Raw genomic sequence first — 15,921 nt, 5'->3', positions numbered from 1 at the left:
TATTCCTACCTTTTTTGTATTGTCTTTGATGAATATAGCCAAGTAACCCGAGGTTATGTGGCTATCTTAGCCTATCCGGTTGCGTTTAGGTGCCAAGTCCTGCGGGATCAGTGAGTAGACCATGCCATCGCAAGCTTTGCCATGTGTGTAAATCCGGTTCCGGCTCAGAGATTCGAACAGGGCGCCTGTGCGTTCAGCTGTTTTCTGGCTGGGTGTATTGGTGATGTGTACCACGATTTCCAGCCGGGTCAGTGCCAGCGTATCAAACGCAAAACGCGCCAGAGCGACAATCGCTTCTGTCGCATACCCCTGACGATGGCACCTGCTTCGTATCCAGTAACCCAACTCAGCAGAATTGGTCAGCTGAGACAGATTATTCAGACACACAGTACCTAAAAATTTGTCGTCACGGCGGGTAAAAATTGCCAGTTCGTAGCCATTGTCGATTTTCCAGTTCATCTGAGAAGCCGACAGCCAGGCGTGTGCATCCTGTTGGTCATAGCCATCATGACACCACTCGACCCAGGGCTTTAAATCCGGCTGCGATTCCAGTACTGCGGACAGGTTGTCGTCAACATCCGCAATTTTGTAGGGTCGCAGGTAAAGGCGGGGAGTGGTGAGTATGAAGTCCAGCTTCATCGGTGATTCCTGCAGACAGTAAACGGAAAAAGGGGCCGGATGGCCCCTCGCAAAAGCTGTTATTCTGAATCAAGGCGGCGGATTTGTACTACCATTCCCATCAGCGGGTGATCAAGGTAATGGGTTTCACCGCTTCGCATTTTACGCTGCTGGTCAAAGCGGAATGCTTTGAGGAATTCTTCAACCTCTATTTTCTTTTTCACTTCCTGCAGCTGTCCGTACTGAACCGTGCCGCTCTGGTTTGGATCCAGGCTGTCTAATGGCTCGGTGCCGACAACCACTTCACGGCGGCCAGGCTCACGTAAATCCAACTGGGTATTGGTGAAAAGAAAGTGATTCACATAGACCTGAATTTTCCCTTCAAGCTCATACAGCGGCTTACTTGCTGCCGGAGAAGGCTCTGCTTGCGTGACTTCACCGGAAGCAAGATCAAAGCTGGGCGGTGCTGTCATTTCGCTGCTGTTCAGGCCATGGCGCGCAGCTTCAGCTTTAGAGGTGCCGTCTTGCAGAAACTGACCTGAGAAATCCCGGCCAGCGGTTAAGTGAAAAGTCGGTGCCTGTGCTTTGCTGAGATCCCCTTGCCGCCAGCCAAAGTGAGCAAGTGGGGCGAAACCGGCATGACTCTTCAGGCGCTGATACTGTTCGCTCAGCTTAAATCGGCTTGCCGGCATAGGCGTAATGCCTCTGTTTGCCAGTTGCGCCATATTGTTCAGTCGCACTGTGCCACTGTAATTCAGAGGCTCTGCCTGATCCGGCCAGGATTCAGCCGTTTGCCCCGGATCAATATTTCGCTTGAAGATAATGACTTCAATGTCAAATTGTCGTGCTGCGAAACTTGGCAGGCTGATGGCAAGCAGCAGCAAATAAATCAGATTTTTCAAGGTTATACTCCGCACTGGTATGCAGCCATTATAGGGTGTTTTCAGCTAATTGTGTTAGGAAGCCGTCAACATACTTGATGCGCTCACGGCGGTCCGTCAGTGTTGCCGTGACCTTCAGCTTGGTTGGACCATCCATTCTGAATCGCTGTGGCTGTGATTGTAACAGACCGACCAGGAAACCGGGGTCAATGGCAGCATTTTCAGTAAATTCGAAATAACCGCCTTTCTCTCCGGCTTCTATGCGACGAAGTCCCAGATTTGCTGCTTTCAGCTTCAGCTTATTGAGCGTTAACAGGTTCGCAGCGGCATCCGGCAACAGGCCAAAGCGGTCAATCAGCTCCACTTTTAACTCGTCAAGGGCGTCTTCATTGCCGGCACTGGCAATACGTTTATACAGGGATAGTCGCGTATTGATATCCGGGATGTAATCTTCCGGCAGCAGCGCTGGTAATCGCAGTTCAACTTCAGTCTGCTCGCGCAGCAGGTCATCCAACGACGGCTCTTTGCCGGCTTTGAGTGCTTCTACTGCCTGTTCCAGCATTTCCATGAACAGCGTAAAACCAACCGACTGGATCTGGCCCGATTGTTCATCGCCCAGCAGTTCGCCTGCGCCGCGTATTTCGAGATCGTGTGTCGCCAGTGTAAAGCCTGCGCCCAGATCTTCCAGTGACGCGATGGCCTCCAGGCGCTTCACGGCGTCTTTGGTCATACGCTTGGGATGCGGGGTCAGCAGATACGCATAGGCCTGGTGGTGCGAACGGCCAACGCGACCACGCAGTTGATGTAACTGGGCCAGACCAAGATGGTCAGCCCGGTTGATAACTATGGTGTTTGCTGTCGGGACGTCAATTCCGGTTTCTATGATAGTCGTGCAGACCAGCAGGTTAAAACGCTGGTGGTAAAAGTCGCTCATGACTCTTTCCAGCTCACGTTCGCGCATCTGCCCATGGGCAGTAGTAATACGCGCTTCAGGAATCAGAACGGCCAGATCCTGCGCCGTTTTTTCGATGCTTTCTACGTCGTTGTGCAGGAAATACACTTGCCCGCCGCGCATAATTTCACGCAATACGGCTTCACGGATGATCAGGTCTTCACGCTCGCGAACGAAGGTTTTGATCGCCAGACGCCGGGCAGGCGGGGTCGCGATAATAGACAGATCGCGCATGCCGCTCATTGCCATATTCAGCGTACGCGGAATCGGGGTAGCGGTGAGCGTGAGAATGTCGACGTCTGCGCGCAGCGATTTCAGTTTTTCTTTCTGGCGGACGCCGAAGCGGTGCTCCTCATCGACAATCAGCAGGCCGAGATCCTGATACTTCACTTCGGCGTTGAGCAGCTTGTGCGTGCCGATCAGGATATCAATTTTTCCCTTAGCGACATCTTCCATAATCACTTTTTGTTCTTTTGCTGTTTTGAAACGGGACAGCACTTCCACACGTACCGGGGTGTTGGCAAAGCGGTCGCGGAAATTTTCAAAATGCTGCTGTGCGAGCAAAGTGGTTGGTACCAGCACTGTGACTTGCTTGCTGTTATCGACGGCCACAAAGGCTGCACGCATTGCGACTTCGGTTTTACCGAAACCGACATCACCACACACCAGGCGATCCATGGCTTTGGCCTGGCACATATCCGACAGCACGGCATTGATGGCCATAGCCTGATCGTGAGTTTCTTCGAACGGGAATCCGGTACAGAAATCGGCATAGGCTTCGCGGTCGAGTTTAAATTTGAAACCCGGTTTCAGCTCACGCTTGGCGTAAACATCCAGAAGCTCTGCCGCCACATCACGGACTTTTTCTGCCGCTTTGTTGCGGGCTTTTTGCCAGCTTTCACTGCCCAGTTTATGGATAGGGGCGGCTTCTTCTGCCCCGCCCGAATAGCGGCTGATAAGGTGCAGGGATGCCACGGGGACATAGAGTTTCGCCCCGCCCTGATATTCCAGGGTGACGTACTCAGTGGTAATGCCGCCGGCTTCGAGGGTCTGCAAGCCCTGATAACGGCCTATGCCATGGTTAAGGTGGACCACAGGCTGGCCAATTTTCAGCTCTGCCAGATTTCGGATAATGGTATCTGAGCTGACAGTGCGCTTGTCCTCACGGCGACGGCGCTGAATTACACGCTCACCCAGCAGATCACTTTCACAGATGAAAGCCAGAGCCGGTTCATCGAGGATAAAACCCTGTTCTGCGGCCCCAATCACCAGAGTGTACTGACTGGCGGCTGCCATGGCCTCTTCAAGGCTGTGACAGACCATAGGGCGCAGTTTTATCCGGGCAAGCAAGTCCAGCAAGGCTTCGCGGCGGCCTTCACTGGCAACGGAAAAGATGATTTTTCCGGTGAAGCTTTCCTGAAACTGACGCAGTGCCGATAAGGGCTCTTTCAGCTGATGATTGATGGTCAGCGCCGGCACAGGCGAAATGGCCGGGTTGAACCGGCCGGCTTTGTCTTCTTCCAGGGCTTTGTTCAGTTTGACTTGCGGCAGAGTTTTAAATCCGCTGAACATTTCTGCGGTTGTCAGCCACAGGGCTTTAGGTTCGAGAAGCGGGCGCAGCGGGTCGACACGGCGCTCCTGAAAGCGGTATTCGGCATCGTGCAGAAAATGTTCCGCTGCGTTGTCCAGATCGCCTATGGTCAGTAACAGCGTGTTATCTGGCAGATAATCAAACAAAGTATCTGTATTGTCGAAAAACAGCGGCTGCCAGTATTCAATCCCTGCCGGCCAGGTGCGCTTGCTCACCTGCTGATAGATGGACTCTGGCTCCCGGCGGGCTTCGAATTGCTCACGCCAGCGCATGCGGAAGTTTTCCACGGCCACTTCATCGGTCGGAAACTCGTGCGCGGGCAGCAGGTGAATATTGTCGATCTCGCCGGTCGACAGTTGCGACTCCGGGTCGAATTGACGAATCGAATCCACTTCGTCATCAAAGAAATCAATCCGGAAGGGCTCATTGTTTCCCATTGGGAAGAGATCAAGCAGTGAGCCGCGGCTGGCGTACTCACCGTGTTCCATTACCTGATCGACATGGCGGTAACCGGCGGCTTCAAGCTGCAGGCGTAACTTCTCCAACGACAGGCGATCACCTTTGCTGACCAGCAGAGCGTGCTGGTGAATAAAGCTGCGCGGTGTCAGGCGCTGTAACAAGGTACTGACAGGAACCAGCAGCACACCATCCTGCTGAGTCGGCAGTTGATATAAACGGGCCAGGCGATCAGAAATGATGTCCTGATGTGGCGAAAAACTGTCATAAGGCAGGGTTTCCCAGTCGGGGAAAATATTGACCTCGGCCTGAGAGAACTGGCTGATTTCAGGCTGTAAACGCAATGCCGTCTGCGTATCCGGCACCACAGCCAGCACCGGGCCTGTATGGCTTTTCGTCAGTTCGGCAATGGCAACCGCCAAGGCGGCACCGGAGACATTTCCCACAAAGCGCTTGTCGCCAGCTTTGTTCGGCAATGGAAGAGAAAATAGCGTGTGTGTTGTCATGACTATGATTGACTTTCGTTTCGTTGCAGCGCACGTTGACGCAGCAGTTTTTGTTGGATGTGCAAAGCTGCACGAATGAGTAAATCCCTGTCGTCTTCCTGCAGTCTGGTGTACTGCAGTGTGATGTCAAACTTATCTTCACTGGCCTGACAATCACTGACACTGGCATAGCAATACACGGCTGCAGGAGGATTATCAAGAAACAGTTTAAGACGAACCTGACAACCAATCTCAAGCGGCCGCTCTGCCAGATAAGTCAACTGGCTGGCCCCGAAGGTTTGCGTGGTATGACGCAGGGTTGGATCATCTTGCTGTGAAAGCACAAATGAGAGCAGCAGATTTATCTTATTGTTCTGCGCTGCCAGATAATCCAGCAGTGGCCGGTTCATTGTCTTTTTATCCTGCTGCAGCATTTTTTCTGCACTGCCTTCCAGTTCGCTACATTCACTGGCAACACGAAACAGAGGGGGAATTTCCCGCAGAAATTCGGCGTCATCGGGCAGCACAGTATGTTCCCCTAAAGGTTCAACATTAATGGTAAGCCCTGCATGGACTGAAAAGTACTCGTCCTGATTCATGTCACACTCGTGATTTGTTAACTATTCTTCGATTATCACTTAGCATCGCCTAACGGGCAAGTTAGAGGTCTCAACAGGTTGATTTTTAGCCACTCTTTTTGCATGAGATTGACCAAGTTGCATGGTAATCACAGCCAGCAGCAGGTATGCTTTCGACCACTGTTAACAGGATGGTTCCAGACTGAATGATGTTTCATCCATTGCCTATTTTTATTGGGCTGCGCTATCTGAAAGGCCGTTCGGGTGACCGTTTCAGCCGCTTTGTCTCTGCAATGTCTACCGCAGGTATCACCATAGGTGTGCTTGCGCTGGTTATTGTCATTTCTGTGATGAACGGTTTTGAGCAGCAGCTCAAAGACCGCATTCTGGGTGTGTTGCCGCAGGCACTGATTACTCAGGATGGCCCTTTTACCCAGCCTGATGCGCCGCCTGCTGCGCTGTCTGCCTTACCTCAGGTCAACCGGGCGGTGCCGTTAACCCGTGCTGAGGCCGTGTTGCAAAGTGCAGGTGCGCTGGCGGCCGGAGCCATGCTGGGCATAGAGCCTGAAGGCTATGAACCGCTGGCTGCGCATATGGTGCAAGGGCAGGTTGCTGATCTGACACCGGGCAGTTACCGGGTCATTCTCGGTAACGGCATGGCGCAGCAACTCGGAGTTAAAGTCGGGGATAAAGTCCGCCTGATGGTGACCAGCGTCAGCGTCTATACCCCTCTGGGGCGTATTCCCAGTCAGCGCAATTTTATTGTGTCTGGCATCTATTTCACCGGTTCTGATGTCGATAAATCGCTGGTGTTAACCAACATCGCAGATGCAGGACGTCTGTTACGCTACAAACCCGACGCGTTCACCGGCTGGCGTTTATTTCTGGATGATCCGTTTAGTGTCACAGAACTTGCTCAGTCTGATCTGCCCGATGGCTTCAGTTGGTCGGACTGGCGGGATCAGCGCGGTGAGCTGTTTCAGGCGGTGAAAATGGAAAAGAACATGATGGGGCTGATGCTGGGTCTGGTGGTTGGCGTCGCGGCTTTTAACATCATTTCGGCCCTGATCATGGTGGTGATGGAAAAGCAGGCCGAAGTCGCTATTTTGAAAACACAGGGAATGACCAGTCAGCAGGTATTGCTGACCTTTATTGTGCAGGGAGCCAGCAGTGGTGTGATAGGTGCTGTGGCTGGTGGCATACTTGGCACCCTGCTGGCGTTGAATATTAATGGTATTTTGTCGCTGCTGGGCGTTGATCTGGCGAGCTTAGGCGGTTCGTTACCTGTCGATGTGAAGCCATTCCAGGTTGCTATCGTGATTGTCGGGGCTATCTGTCTGAGTTTACTGGCGACCCTTTTCCCTTCTTATCGGGCGGCGGCTGTCCGTCCTGCTGAGGCCTTGCGTTATGAGTGATTCGTTATTGGTATGCCAGCATTTGAGCAAGGTGTACCGTGAAGCCCAATTGGAAACCCAGGTGTTGAATGATATCAGCCTGCAAATAGAAGCCGGGGAACTGGTGGCGATTGTAGGGTCATCGGGATCGGGCAAAAGTACCTTGCTGCATTTACTGGGCGCGCTGGATGCGCCAACGGCGGGAGATGTGTATTTTAAAGGCCAGAAACTTAATGGCATGAGCGCCAATAAACAGGCCAGAGTACGCAACCAGGACATAGGTTTTGTCTATCAGTTTCACCATTTGCTGTCTGATTTCTCTGCGGAAGAAAATGTCGCGATGCCCTTGATGATTGGCGGTATTTCAGCCGCGGCAGCCAAAGAGCAGGCCAGACAAATTCTGGAACAGGTGGGGTTGAGCCACAGAACCAGCCACAGGCCCTCAGAGCTCAGTGGCGGCGAGCGCCAGCGGGTGGCGATTGCCCGGGCCCTGGTGAATAAGCCTGCCCTGGTGCTGGCCGATGAGCCGACCGGCAATCTGGATCACAAAACCGCGTTGGAAATTTACGATCTGATGCGCAAGCTGAATCAGGAATCCGGCACCGCTTTTTTGGTTGTAACGCATGATAATGAACTGGCTGGCAAGCTTGATCGTTGCCTGCATATGCAGGATGGCCAGTTGGCGGCCTTAGAGGTGGCCTGATGCGACCACTGTCTCTTTTTATCGGCAGCCGCTTTAGCCGGGCCCGGCAGCGGAACCGACTGGTTTCTTTTATCTCAATCTCCTCCATTCTCGGGATCGCAGTGGGCGTGGCGGTTATTGTGATTGGCCTGTCGGCAATGAATGGCTTTGAGCGTGAGTTGCAAAACCGGGTACTGGCGGTGATCCCCCACGGTGAACTGGAAGCAGTGAAACCACCATTTACGGATTGGCAACCTGTTCTGGAAACCGTTGAAAAGCACCCCAGAGTCAAAGCGGCGGCGCCTTATGTGCAATTTACCGCCTTGCTTGAAAAAGGCACGCAGCTTAAAGCGGTTGAAGTCAGAGGGGTCGATCCTGTTCAGGAAACCCGGGTCAGCGCCTTGCCTGGCTATGTTAAAGACGGTGCGTGGCGAGATTTTCAGGCGGGTCAGAAATACATTATTCTTGGTCAGGGAGTCGCGGATCTGCTCGGGATACAGGTGGGTGACTGGATCTCTGCGATGTTGCCAAACCGTGATAGCGGAAATCAGCTCAAAGCCCCTAAGCGCATTCGTCTGCAGGTTGCCGGCGTGCTGGCGCTGGGCGGTCAGATTGACCATAACTTTGCTTTAGTACCTCTGCAAGATGCCCAGGATTACCTTGCCATGGGTGACGGGGTTTCAGGTATTTCGCTCAATGTGGACAAGGTGCTTGATGCCACAAATATAGTGAAAGAAGTCGGATATACCTTACCTGTGTATGTCTACTTAAAAAGCTGGACCCAGAAGTATGGCTATCTTTATCGTGATATCCAACTGGTGCGTACTATTATGTATCTGGTGATGGTACTGGTGATTGGGGTCGCCTGCTTTAATATTGTTTCAACACTGATGATGGCTGTGAAAGACAGAGCGGCAGATATCGCTATTTTGCGAACCATGGGCGCAAGTGATCGTCTGGTTAAAATGATCTTTGTCTGGCATGGCTTACTGTCTGGCCTGATTGGCAGCCTGCTTGGAGCTGTTCTCGGGGCCTCGGTTGCACTGAACCTGACTTCGATAGCACGTTTTGTGGAAAAACTGATTGGTCATCCGTTTTTATCAGGGGATATTTACTTTGTGGATTTTCTGCCTACAGAGCTGAGATGGCATGATGTGCTGATCGTGATGGTGACAGCCATTGTGCTGAGCCTGCTGGCAACCTGGTATCCGGCTCGCAGGGCGAGTGCACTCCAGCCAGCGCAGGTATTAAGTGCAAAATAAATGTCGGTAAATTGGCGCTTATATTGGCGTAGCTCTGTGAATCAGGCCGAAAAAGTATTGATGCCAATGACGCAAAGTGGGTAATCGATAATACCTGGCTTCCAAACAGACAGTGTTTTTCTGCACCCCGTCAAAATACGTTATAAAAAAACCTCGCATTGGCGAGGTTTTTTTATGGTTAATCTTAGGTGCTTATTTCTAGAGTGATTGTCACCGGAAGCGGCGGCGGTTCCAGCTGCGGACAACAGAATAACGCCAGAATCCACGAATACCGAAGTAACCAATCAATGCGCAAATCGTCCCGCAGACTAAACAGCCCAGCAGAAACGGCGGGCCAATCTGGCTCATCTGCTGCTCAAGGAAGGCCCAGGACAGTTCGAAATGGAAAGGCTGATAGGGCACGTTCATCAGCCATGCTCCGAGCTTGTATGCCGCGTAGAACATGACCGGCATAGTGATTGGATTGGTAATCCACACCAGAGAAATGGAGAGCGGCAGATTGACGCCAAACAGGATGGCTAACCCTGCAGCCATGATCATCTGGCTGGGTAAGGGGACGTATGCCATAAACAGTCCCACCGCGAATGCACCAGAGGCAGACCGGCGGTTCAGACACCACAGGTTAGGGTTATGCAGCACAGTACCAAAAACTTTCAAAGCCTTGTGGTTTTTAATCATCTCTGGGCTGGGCAAGAAACGTTTTATCAGTTGTCTTGGCATCGTCTGTCGTTATTTTTAATGGCTGTTAGCGTCAGGTTGTCATGATGTTTCAGATGACAGCCGGTTTATCCATTGGCGTTTTGTCACTTCACTACTGGCAATCCTTACCAGACTACAAATGGTTTATTACAGCCATGATTATAGGTGGAGCGATATTTTTCTGTTTGCGTATCAACTTGTTTCTTGCGATCGCAATAGGTGGGCTCTGGGCTTGGGTAACTGCTGTTGACTATAGCAAGGCAGTCAATAGCCTTCCTCATGAGCGCGGGAATATTACCATAGTTGGCGAAGTTCGCAGCCTAATTAATCATAATATTCTTGATAAGCGATTCATTTTTGTTGCAGAGAGTGTGAAGGAACGCGATCTTCTGCGAAAAGATGCGATCCGTTTATTGCTTGACTGGCCGGCGGTGACGGATCTGAAACAAGGGCAACGGTATCAATTGGATATCAGGGTTCGTCGCCCCAACGGACGGGCAAATGCCGCAGGATTTGATGCCGAACGTTACGCGGTGGGGAGCGGTATCCATGGTACAGGGACTGTCATTGCCGGTACCTTGTTGTCGCAAAATGGCACTATGAGTTTGCGTCAGCGCTGGTTTGATCGCGCGGTGCAGCAAACAGACGGTTTCACCTACCGGGCCTATCTGTTAGCGCTCGGTTTTGGCGAGAGAGACGGTTTAGATCAGGATGACTGGTCGATACTTCGCGACAGCGGACTGGCTCACCTCATGGCGATATCCGGCCTGCATATCGGACTGGTTGTGGTGATTGGATGGGGTATCGGAAGCCGGGTACGGGGTGCCTTGCCTGAGTCCGGGTATTGGCTCTGGTTACCCTTCTGGCTGGCATTATTGCTGGCGTATGGCTATGCCTGGCTGGCCGGATTCAGTATTCCCACTCAGCGCGCTTTACTGACATCGGTCTTGTGTCTGCTGATGATTCGTTGCGGTGTAGTGTGGAGCGGACTGCAATTGTGGTCTGTGATACTGGCCAGTTGTCTGATACTCAATCCGCTGGCGTCTTACTCGGCCGGATTGTGGTTGTCATTTGGTGCTGTGCTGGTTTTGTATCTGGCCAATACTGGCGGTATCCGGCGACGAAAGCAGGCTGAGCAGGTCAGAGTACCATGGCGCGAGACAGTCCGTGTTTATGTGCTGCTGCAACTGGCACTGCTGGGGTTAATGCTGCCGTTGCAGTGGGTCTGGTTTGGCGGGATCTCGCTGGCAGCGCCGCTGATTAATTTACTCGCGGTGCCCTGGGTCAGTCTGGTGACTGTACCTTGTGTATTGCTGGCCGTGGTCACTATCACTGTGCCCGGTCTCTCAGGTGTGTTCTGGCAGTTAGCCGACTGGTCTCTGCATCCGGTTATCGCTCTGGCAAGTCTGGCGGAAGGTGCCTGGTGGCCACTGTCTGAAAGTCTGTTTATCGTCCTGCTGGCCATGGTGACGGGTATTGTGCTGTGCTGGCTTCTGCCCTGGCGACGCTTTTTGTCTCTGCAAGTGAGTCTGGTACTGGCGCTGTGGGGAGTCAGTGACTGGAACAAGTCCCAAACGCTTGATCCTGACAGCTGGCAGGTCGATATGCTGGATGTCGGACATGGGCTGGCAATACTGATTCAGCGACAGGGCAGAGCTGTGCTTTACGATACCGGAAATAGTTGGCCGGGCGGGAGCATGGCTCTCTCGGTTATTGAGCCGGTATTGAGACGACAGGGCATTCGTCATCTGGACGGTCTTATTCTCAGCCATGCAGATGCCGATCATGCTGGCGGGACATCAGATGTGACAGCACGTCTGAATCCGGCCTGGTTGCGCAGCAGTGACAAGCGCGAGGGCTTTGCACCTTGTGTACGCGGACGTTTATGGCACTGGCAGGGATTGACCTTCAAGGTGCTCTGGCCGCCGAAAAGGGTAACAAAAGCCGCCAATCCGCATTCCTGCGTGATACAGGTGAGTGACCAGTGGCTAAACCCGGAATCGGACACATCGTTGTTGTTAACCGGTGACATTGATGCCATTTCGGAATTGCTGCTCGCCAGGCTGGAGCCGGATCTGAAAGCGGATATATTGCTGGTGCCTCATCACGGCAGTAACTCATCATCCACTCAGACCTGGTTAGATTCGTTGCAGGCGACATACGCCTTAGTCTCTGCTGGTAAATACAGCCCCTGGGCTTTACCGGCTGAGCAGGTAAAGCATCGTTACCTGATGCAGGGTTTACACTGGCTGGAGACGGCCGAAGACGGCCAGGTCAGCATGCGTATTGAACAGGGCGAAGTGGTGGTCACACGCTATCGCAAAGACAGCCAGCGACACTGGTATCAACCGCTTTTCAGGCCGTGATTGAGTCTCTCAAATTGTGCTCGAACGGATAAAAAAGCATCGCTTTTCAGGATTTAAGAAGCACGAGAGCCTTGTAACTTACTTGGTGCATGACTCGTTAACGAGTAGAATAACCGCCACTAACAGATAACAATCGGTTTTACATGATACAAGCTAACGATCAATCCACCTGGGATACGTTCAAACGACTCTGGCCGTCAATCAGCTTATATAAGGCGGGTTTGATTGCTGCCGTTATCGCGCTGATCATTAATGCAGCCAGTGATGCATTGATGTTATCAATGATCAAACCTCTGATGGATGAAAGCTTTGGCGGTCTGAACAGTGTGGACTCCAATTTTCTGGCCAAGATGCCTTTTTATCTTCTGGGGTTGATGCTGGTTCGTGGCTTGAGTGGCTTTGTTTCCACTTACTGTCTGTCCTGGGTCTCCGGCAATGTTGTGATGAATATGCGCCGGCAGGTGTTTAACCACTTCATGACGATGCCGGTCAGTTTTTTTGACAAAGAATCATCCGGCGCACTCTTATCCCGAATTACCTATGACACTGAGCAGGTTGCCTCCGCAACCAGTGGTGCGCTGGTCAGCCTGGTTCGTGAAGGCGCGACCATTATTGCGCTGATGGGGATGATGTTCTGGAACAGCTGGCAACTGTCTGCCATTTTGCTGGTGATTGCCCCAGTGGTGGCTGTCAGTATTCGTGTGGTCTCAAAGCGTTTCCGCCTCATTTCTAAAAATATGCAGGACACCATGGGTTCTGTGACCTCATCGGCCGAGCAGATGCTGAAAGGGCACAAAGTGGTATTGAGCTATGGCGGCCAGCAGGTTGAGAAAAACCGTTTCGAGCAAGTCAGCAACCGCATGCGTCAGCAGACCATGAAGCTGGTGTCGGCTCAGGCCATTGCCAACCCTGTTATTCAGCTTATTGCGTCAATGGCGCTGGTTGCTGTGCTGATCCTGGCCAATACCGAAAGTCTGCGCAGTGAACTGACTCCCGGTACTTTTGCCCTGATCTTTGGTGCCATGTTCGGCATGATGCGGCCACTGAAAGCGCTGACCAATGTCACCTCTCAGTTCCAGCGTGGCATGGCGGCGTGCCAGACGCTTTTCGGCATCCTGGAGCTGGAAACCGAAAAAGATCACGGTACTTACGAAACGCAGCGCGTGAAAGGGGATGTGGCCTTTAATGACGTCACTTTCACTTATCCGACAAAAGATACTCCCGCACTGCGCAATGTCAGTTTTGACTTACCGGCGGGTAAAACACTGGCTCTGGTTGGCCGTTCAGGTTCGGGTAAAAGTACGATTGCTAATCTGCTAACCCGTTTCTATGACATAGATTCTGGCCTGATTAGCATAGATGGGCGTGACATCCATGATTATAAACTGGCAAACCTGCGCGATCAGGTGGCGATTGTGTCGCAAAACGTGCACCTGTTTAACGACACCATTGCCAACAATATCGCCTATGCCAGTGATGATAAATACAGCCGGAAAGATATAGAGAAAGCCGCTGAACTTGCTTACGCCATGGATTTTATCCAAGGTATGGATCAGGGACTGGACACGGTTATCGGCGAAAACGGGGTCAGTTTATCCGGTGGTCAGCGTCAGCGTATCGCCATTGCCCGTGCCCTGCTGCGTGATGCGCCAGTGCTGATACTGGATGAAGCCACATCGGCGCTGGACACAGAATCTGAGCGCGCCATTCAGGCAGCATTGGATGAGTTGCAGAAAGACAAAACTGTGCTGGTGATTGCTCACCGTTTGTCGACCATTGAAAATGCCGATGAAATTCTGGTGGTGGACGAAGGCGAAATCATTGAACGCGGTGTCCATGCCGCGCTGCTGGAAAAAGACGGTGCCTATGCGCAGCTGCACCGAATTCAGTTTGGCGAATAAGCAGAGCGGGTCATTGATGGCAAGTCTGATCGAAAAAATCTGGTTTGAGCGCCACCCGGGAGGGTGGGCGCTGGCACCTGTCTTCTGGCCATTAAGCAAGCTATTTGGCTGGATTAGTCGCCGGCGCCGACTCAGCTACCAATCCGGTAAAAAAGTGGCATACCGTGCCCGCGTTCCAGTGGTCGTCGTCGGCAATATTACCGCAGGCGGAAACGGTAAAACGCCGGTCGTGATCTGGTTGGTGGAACAACTTCAGGCGCAGGGTTTGACAGTAGGCGTGGTATCCCGGGGGTATGGCGGCAAATCGGATCATTACCCGCTGCGCCTGAGCGAGAGCACAACAACGGCTGAAGCAGGTGATGAGCCGGTGTTAATTGCCCGTCGCACCTGTGCCCCTGTTGTAGTTGCACCAAACAGGGCGGAAGCGGTGAAAGTGCTGGAAAAGGACGTCGATGTCATTATCACCGATGACGGCCTTCAGCACTACGCGCTCGACAGAGACATTGAAATTGTCGTCATCGATGGTAAACGCCGTTTCGGCAATGCGCAGTTGATCCCTATGGGGCCGCTGCGTGAGAGCTGCGACAGACTGAACGAGGTCGACTTTTTGATTTGCAATGGCGGCGATGCCCGGCGTAACGAAATTGCCATGCACCTTGAGCCAGGCGAGCTGGTGAATTTAATGACGGGTGAACGCCGTGCACCAGACAGCCTGCAAAAGGTCGTGGCCATCGCCGGAATCGGTCATCCGCCACGCTTTTTTGCCACATTAAATGCGCTGGGAGTGTCCCCGGTTCATTGTCAGGCTTTCTCGGATCATCAGGCTTTTGAGGCCAGTGAACTGGAAGCGCTGGCAGAGCAAGGCGAACACCTGGTGATGACTGAAAAAGATGCGGTGAAGTGTCAGGCATTTGCCCGGCAAAATTGGTGGTATCTGCCTGTTGATGCCAAACTTTCAGAGCCTCAGTCAATCGAATTACTGAACAAAATTATAGAAGTGAAGGAAGAATATGGATCACCGTCTGCTTGAGATCGTTGCTTGTCCGGTATGCAAAGGCAAACTGCACTTTGATAAAGACAATAATGAACTGATTTGTAAATTTGATCGTCTGGCTTATCCGATAAATGACGGCATTCCAGTTCTGCTGGAGCCGGAAGCGCGCACTTTGAGTGCCGATGAGGTGATGTAATGGCATTCACTGTCATTATTCCGGCCCGTTATCAATCCTCCCGTTTGCCCGGCAAACCGCTGGCAGATATCGCCGGGAAACCGATGATCCAGTGGGTGTACGAACAAGCGAGTAAAGCCGGTGCCAGACAGGTCATTGTCGCGACGGATGATCAGCGCATCGCAGAAGTGGTGACAAGCTTTGGCGGCGAGGTGTGTCTCACGCGCGCGGATCATGAATCCGGCACTGAGCGCCTCGCTGAAGTGGTCGAGAAATACCAACTGGCTGCTGACGAGATAGTGGTGAATGTTCAGGGCGATGAGCCGATGATCCCGCCAAGTATCATTCGTCAGGTGGCGGACAATCTGGCCCGCAGTGACGCCCCTATGGCCACCCTGGCGGTGGAAATTGACCATGCTGATGAAGTGTTTAACCCGAATGCCGTCAAAGTAGTGATGGATAAAAACGGTTACGCGCTGTATTTCAGCCGGGCCTCCATTCCGTGGGACCGTGATAACTTTGCCAAGCGCCCGCAGGAGATCCATCAGAACCTGCTGCGCCATATCGGAATCTATGCCTACCGGGCTGGTTTTATCAATACCTATATCAACTGGGAACCCAGTGCACTTGAGAAAATTGAGTCGCTCGAGCAGCTGCGCGTGCTGTGGCACGGCGAAAAAATCCACGTTGATGTCGCCATTGAGCCGCCGCCGGCTGGGGTAGACACCCCGGAAGATCTGGATAAAGTCCGTTTGCTGATTAAGTAAGATTGATCTGGCGAAATAAAAACAGCCGGCCACCAGGCCGGCTGTTTTTTTCATTCACCATTCTGATTCCTCTCCCCCGCATTTAATGGTTCTGGTCGCATCAGTGATATCTTTCGCAGA

General features: G+C 52.4%; 13 protein-coding genes. 8 read left to right on the top strand and 5 right to left on the bottom strand.

What is annotated here, in order from left to right:
• Positions 1-66 precede the first annotated feature (66 nt).
• Genes IFO68_RS19845 through IFO68_RS19830 form a run of 4 tightly spaced genes read right to left on the bottom strand, consistent with a single transcriptional unit; the run spans position 67 to position 5,582 of the window.
• Positions 67-639, bottom strand: coding sequence for a GNAT family N-acetyltransferase (locus tag IFO68_RS19845; RefSeq protein ID WP_192017523.1), 573 nt, complete (start codon positions 637-639; stop codon positions 67-69).
• Between the two features lie 59 nt (positions 640-698).
• Entirely contained in the window at positions 699-1,520 is an 822-nt protein-coding gene (locus IFO68_RS19840; RefSeq protein ID WP_192017522.1) for a peptidoglycan binding protein CsiV, read from the bottom strand.
• A gap of 28 nt (positions 1,521-1,548) precedes the next feature.
• A complete protein-coding gene (gene mfd, locus IFO68_RS19835) occupies positions 1,549-5,004 on the bottom strand; it encodes a transcription-repair coupling factor (RefSeq protein WP_192017521.1) in 3,456 nt (1,151 codons plus the stop codon).
• Positions 5,005-5,006: 2 nt separating this feature from the next.
• Positions 5,007-5,582, bottom strand: coding sequence for a PilZ domain-containing protein (locus IFO68_RS19830; RefSeq protein WP_192017520.1), 576 nt, complete (start codon positions 5,580-5,582; stop codon positions 5,007-5,009).
• Between the two features lie 188 nt (positions 5,583-5,770).
• Here IFO68_RS19830 and lolC point away from each other — a divergent pair, with 188 nt between their 5' ends.
• The 3 genes from lolC to lolE are packed head-to-tail and all read left to right on the top strand — an operon-like array spanning position 5,771 to position 8,899.
• A complete protein-coding gene (lolC, locus tag IFO68_RS19825; RefSeq protein ID WP_192017537.1) occupies positions 5,771-6,976 on the top strand; it encodes a lipoprotein-releasing ABC transporter permease subunit LolC in 1,206 nt (401 codons plus the stop codon).
• Entirely contained in the window at positions 6,969-7,658 is a 690-nt protein-coding gene (gene lolD, locus IFO68_RS19820) for a lipoprotein-releasing ABC transporter ATP-binding protein LolD (protein WP_192017519.1), read from the top strand. Before lolC ends, lolD begins: the two co-directional genes overlap by 8 nt.
• Complete coding sequence (gene lolE, locus IFO68_RS19815; protein ID WP_192017536.1) at positions 7,655-8,899, top strand: lipoprotein-releasing ABC transporter permease subunit LolE; 1,245 nt, start codon at positions 7,655-7,657, stop codon at positions 8,897-8,899. Before lolD ends, lolE begins: the two co-directional genes overlap by 4 nt.
• A gap of 210 nt (positions 8,900-9,109) precedes the next feature.
• Here lolE and IFO68_RS19810 read toward each other — a convergent pair whose 3' ends face one another.
• Positions 9,110-9,619 carry a DUF2062 domain-containing protein gene (locus tag IFO68_RS19810; protein ID WP_192017518.1) on the bottom strand — a complete coding sequence of 170 codons (510 nt, stop codon included), beginning with the start codon at positions 9,617-9,619 and terminating at the stop codon, positions 9,110-9,112.
• A 41-nt stretch (positions 9,620-9,660) separates the two neighbouring features.
• On the opposite strand from IFO68_RS19810, the gene IFO68_RS19805 reads away from it, so the two are divergent.
• The 5 genes from IFO68_RS19805 to kdsB all read left to right on the top strand — a co-directional run bounded on the left by IFO68_RS19805 (position 9,661) and on the right by kdsB (position 15,801).
• Positions 9,661-11,964 carry a DNA internalization-related competence protein ComEC/Rec2 gene (locus tag IFO68_RS19805; protein ID WP_336510289.1) on the top strand — a complete coding sequence of 768 codons (2,304 nt, stop codon included), beginning with the start codon at positions 9,661-9,663 and terminating at the stop codon, positions 11,962-11,964.
• A gap of 143 nt (positions 11,965-12,107) precedes the next feature.
• Positions 12,108-13,865: a lipid A ABC transporter ATP-binding protein/permease MsbA gene (gene msbA, locus IFO68_RS19800; protein WP_192017517.1), complete on the top strand. Its 1,758-nt coding sequence runs from the start codon at positions 12,108-12,110 to the stop codon at positions 13,863-13,865.
• A gap of 16 nt (positions 13,866-13,881) precedes the next feature.
• Complete coding sequence (gene lpxK, locus IFO68_RS19795; RefSeq protein ID WP_192017516.1) at positions 13,882-14,895, top strand: tetraacyldisaccharide 4'-kinase; 1,014 nt, start codon at positions 13,882-13,884, stop codon at positions 14,893-14,895.
• The gene (locus tag IFO68_RS19790) at positions 14,876-15,055 is read left to right on the top strand and encodes a Trm112 family protein (protein WP_027253299.1); all 180 of its coding nucleotides are present in this window, start codon (positions 14,876-14,878) and stop codon (positions 15,053-15,055) included. Before lpxK ends, IFO68_RS19790 begins: the two co-directional genes overlap by 20 nt.
• On the top strand, positions 15,055-15,801 hold the full coding sequence (gene kdsB, locus IFO68_RS19785) for a 3-deoxy-manno-octulosonate cytidylyltransferase (RefSeq protein ID WP_192017515.1): 747 nt from the start codon (positions 15,055-15,057) through the stop codon (positions 15,799-15,801). The genes IFO68_RS19790 and kdsB overlap by 1 nt, the downstream gene beginning before the upstream one ends.
• Positions 15,802-15,921: the final 120 nt, after the last annotated feature.

Origin of the sequence: Photobacterium arenosum (genome assembly GCF_014841115.1) — a bacterium.
GTDB classification, from domain to species: domain Bacteria; phylum Pseudomonadota; class Gammaproteobacteria; order Enterobacterales; family Vibrionaceae; genus Photobacterium; species Photobacterium arenosum.
The sequence above is the reverse complement of the archived record's forward strand: the minus strand, read 5'-3'. Positions and strand labels throughout refer to the sequence as shown.

Bases quoted from the DNA above. Each gene is read 5' to 3' on its own strand.
- IFO68_RS19810 (WP_192017518.1), bottom strand. From the start codon at position 9,619: ATGCCAAGACAACTGATAAAACGTTTCTTGCCCAGCCCAGAGATGATT.
- IFO68_RS19845 (WP_192017523.1), bottom strand. From the start codon at position 639: ATGAAGCTGGACTTCATACTCACCACTCCCCGCCTTTACCTGCGACCC.
- kdsB (WP_192017515.1), top strand. From the start codon at position 15,055: ATGGCATTCACTGTCATTATTCCGGCCCGTTATCAATCCTCCCGTTTG.
- lolD (WP_192017519.1), top strand. From the start codon at position 6,969: ATGAGTGATTCGTTATTGGTATGCCAGCATTTGAGCAAGGTGTACCGT.
- IFO68_RS19790 (WP_027253299.1), top strand. From the start codon at position 14,876: ATGGATCACCGTCTGCTTGAGATCGTTGCTTGTCCGGTATGCAAAGGC.
- msbA (WP_192017517.1), top strand. From the start codon at position 12,108: ATGATACAAGCTAACGATCAATCCACCTGGGATACGTTCAAACGACTC.
- lolC (WP_192017537.1), top strand. From the start codon at position 5,771: ATGTTTCATCCATTGCCTATTTTTATTGGGCTGCGCTATCTGAAAGGC.
- mfd (WP_192017521.1), bottom strand. From the start codon at position 5,004: ATGACAACACACACGCTATTTTCTCTTCCATTGCCGAACAAAGCTGGC.
- lpxK (WP_192017516.1), top strand. From the start codon at position 13,882: ATGGCAAGTCTGATCGAAAAAATCTGGTTTGAGCGCCACCCGGGAGGG.
- IFO68_RS19805 (WP_336510289.1), top strand. From the start codon at position 9,661: ATGATGTTTCAGATGACAGCCGGTTTATCCATTGGCGTTTTGTCACTT.
- IFO68_RS19830 (WP_192017520.1), bottom strand. From the start codon at position 5,582: ATGAATCAGGACGAGTACTTTTCAGTCCATGCAGGGCTTACCATTAAT.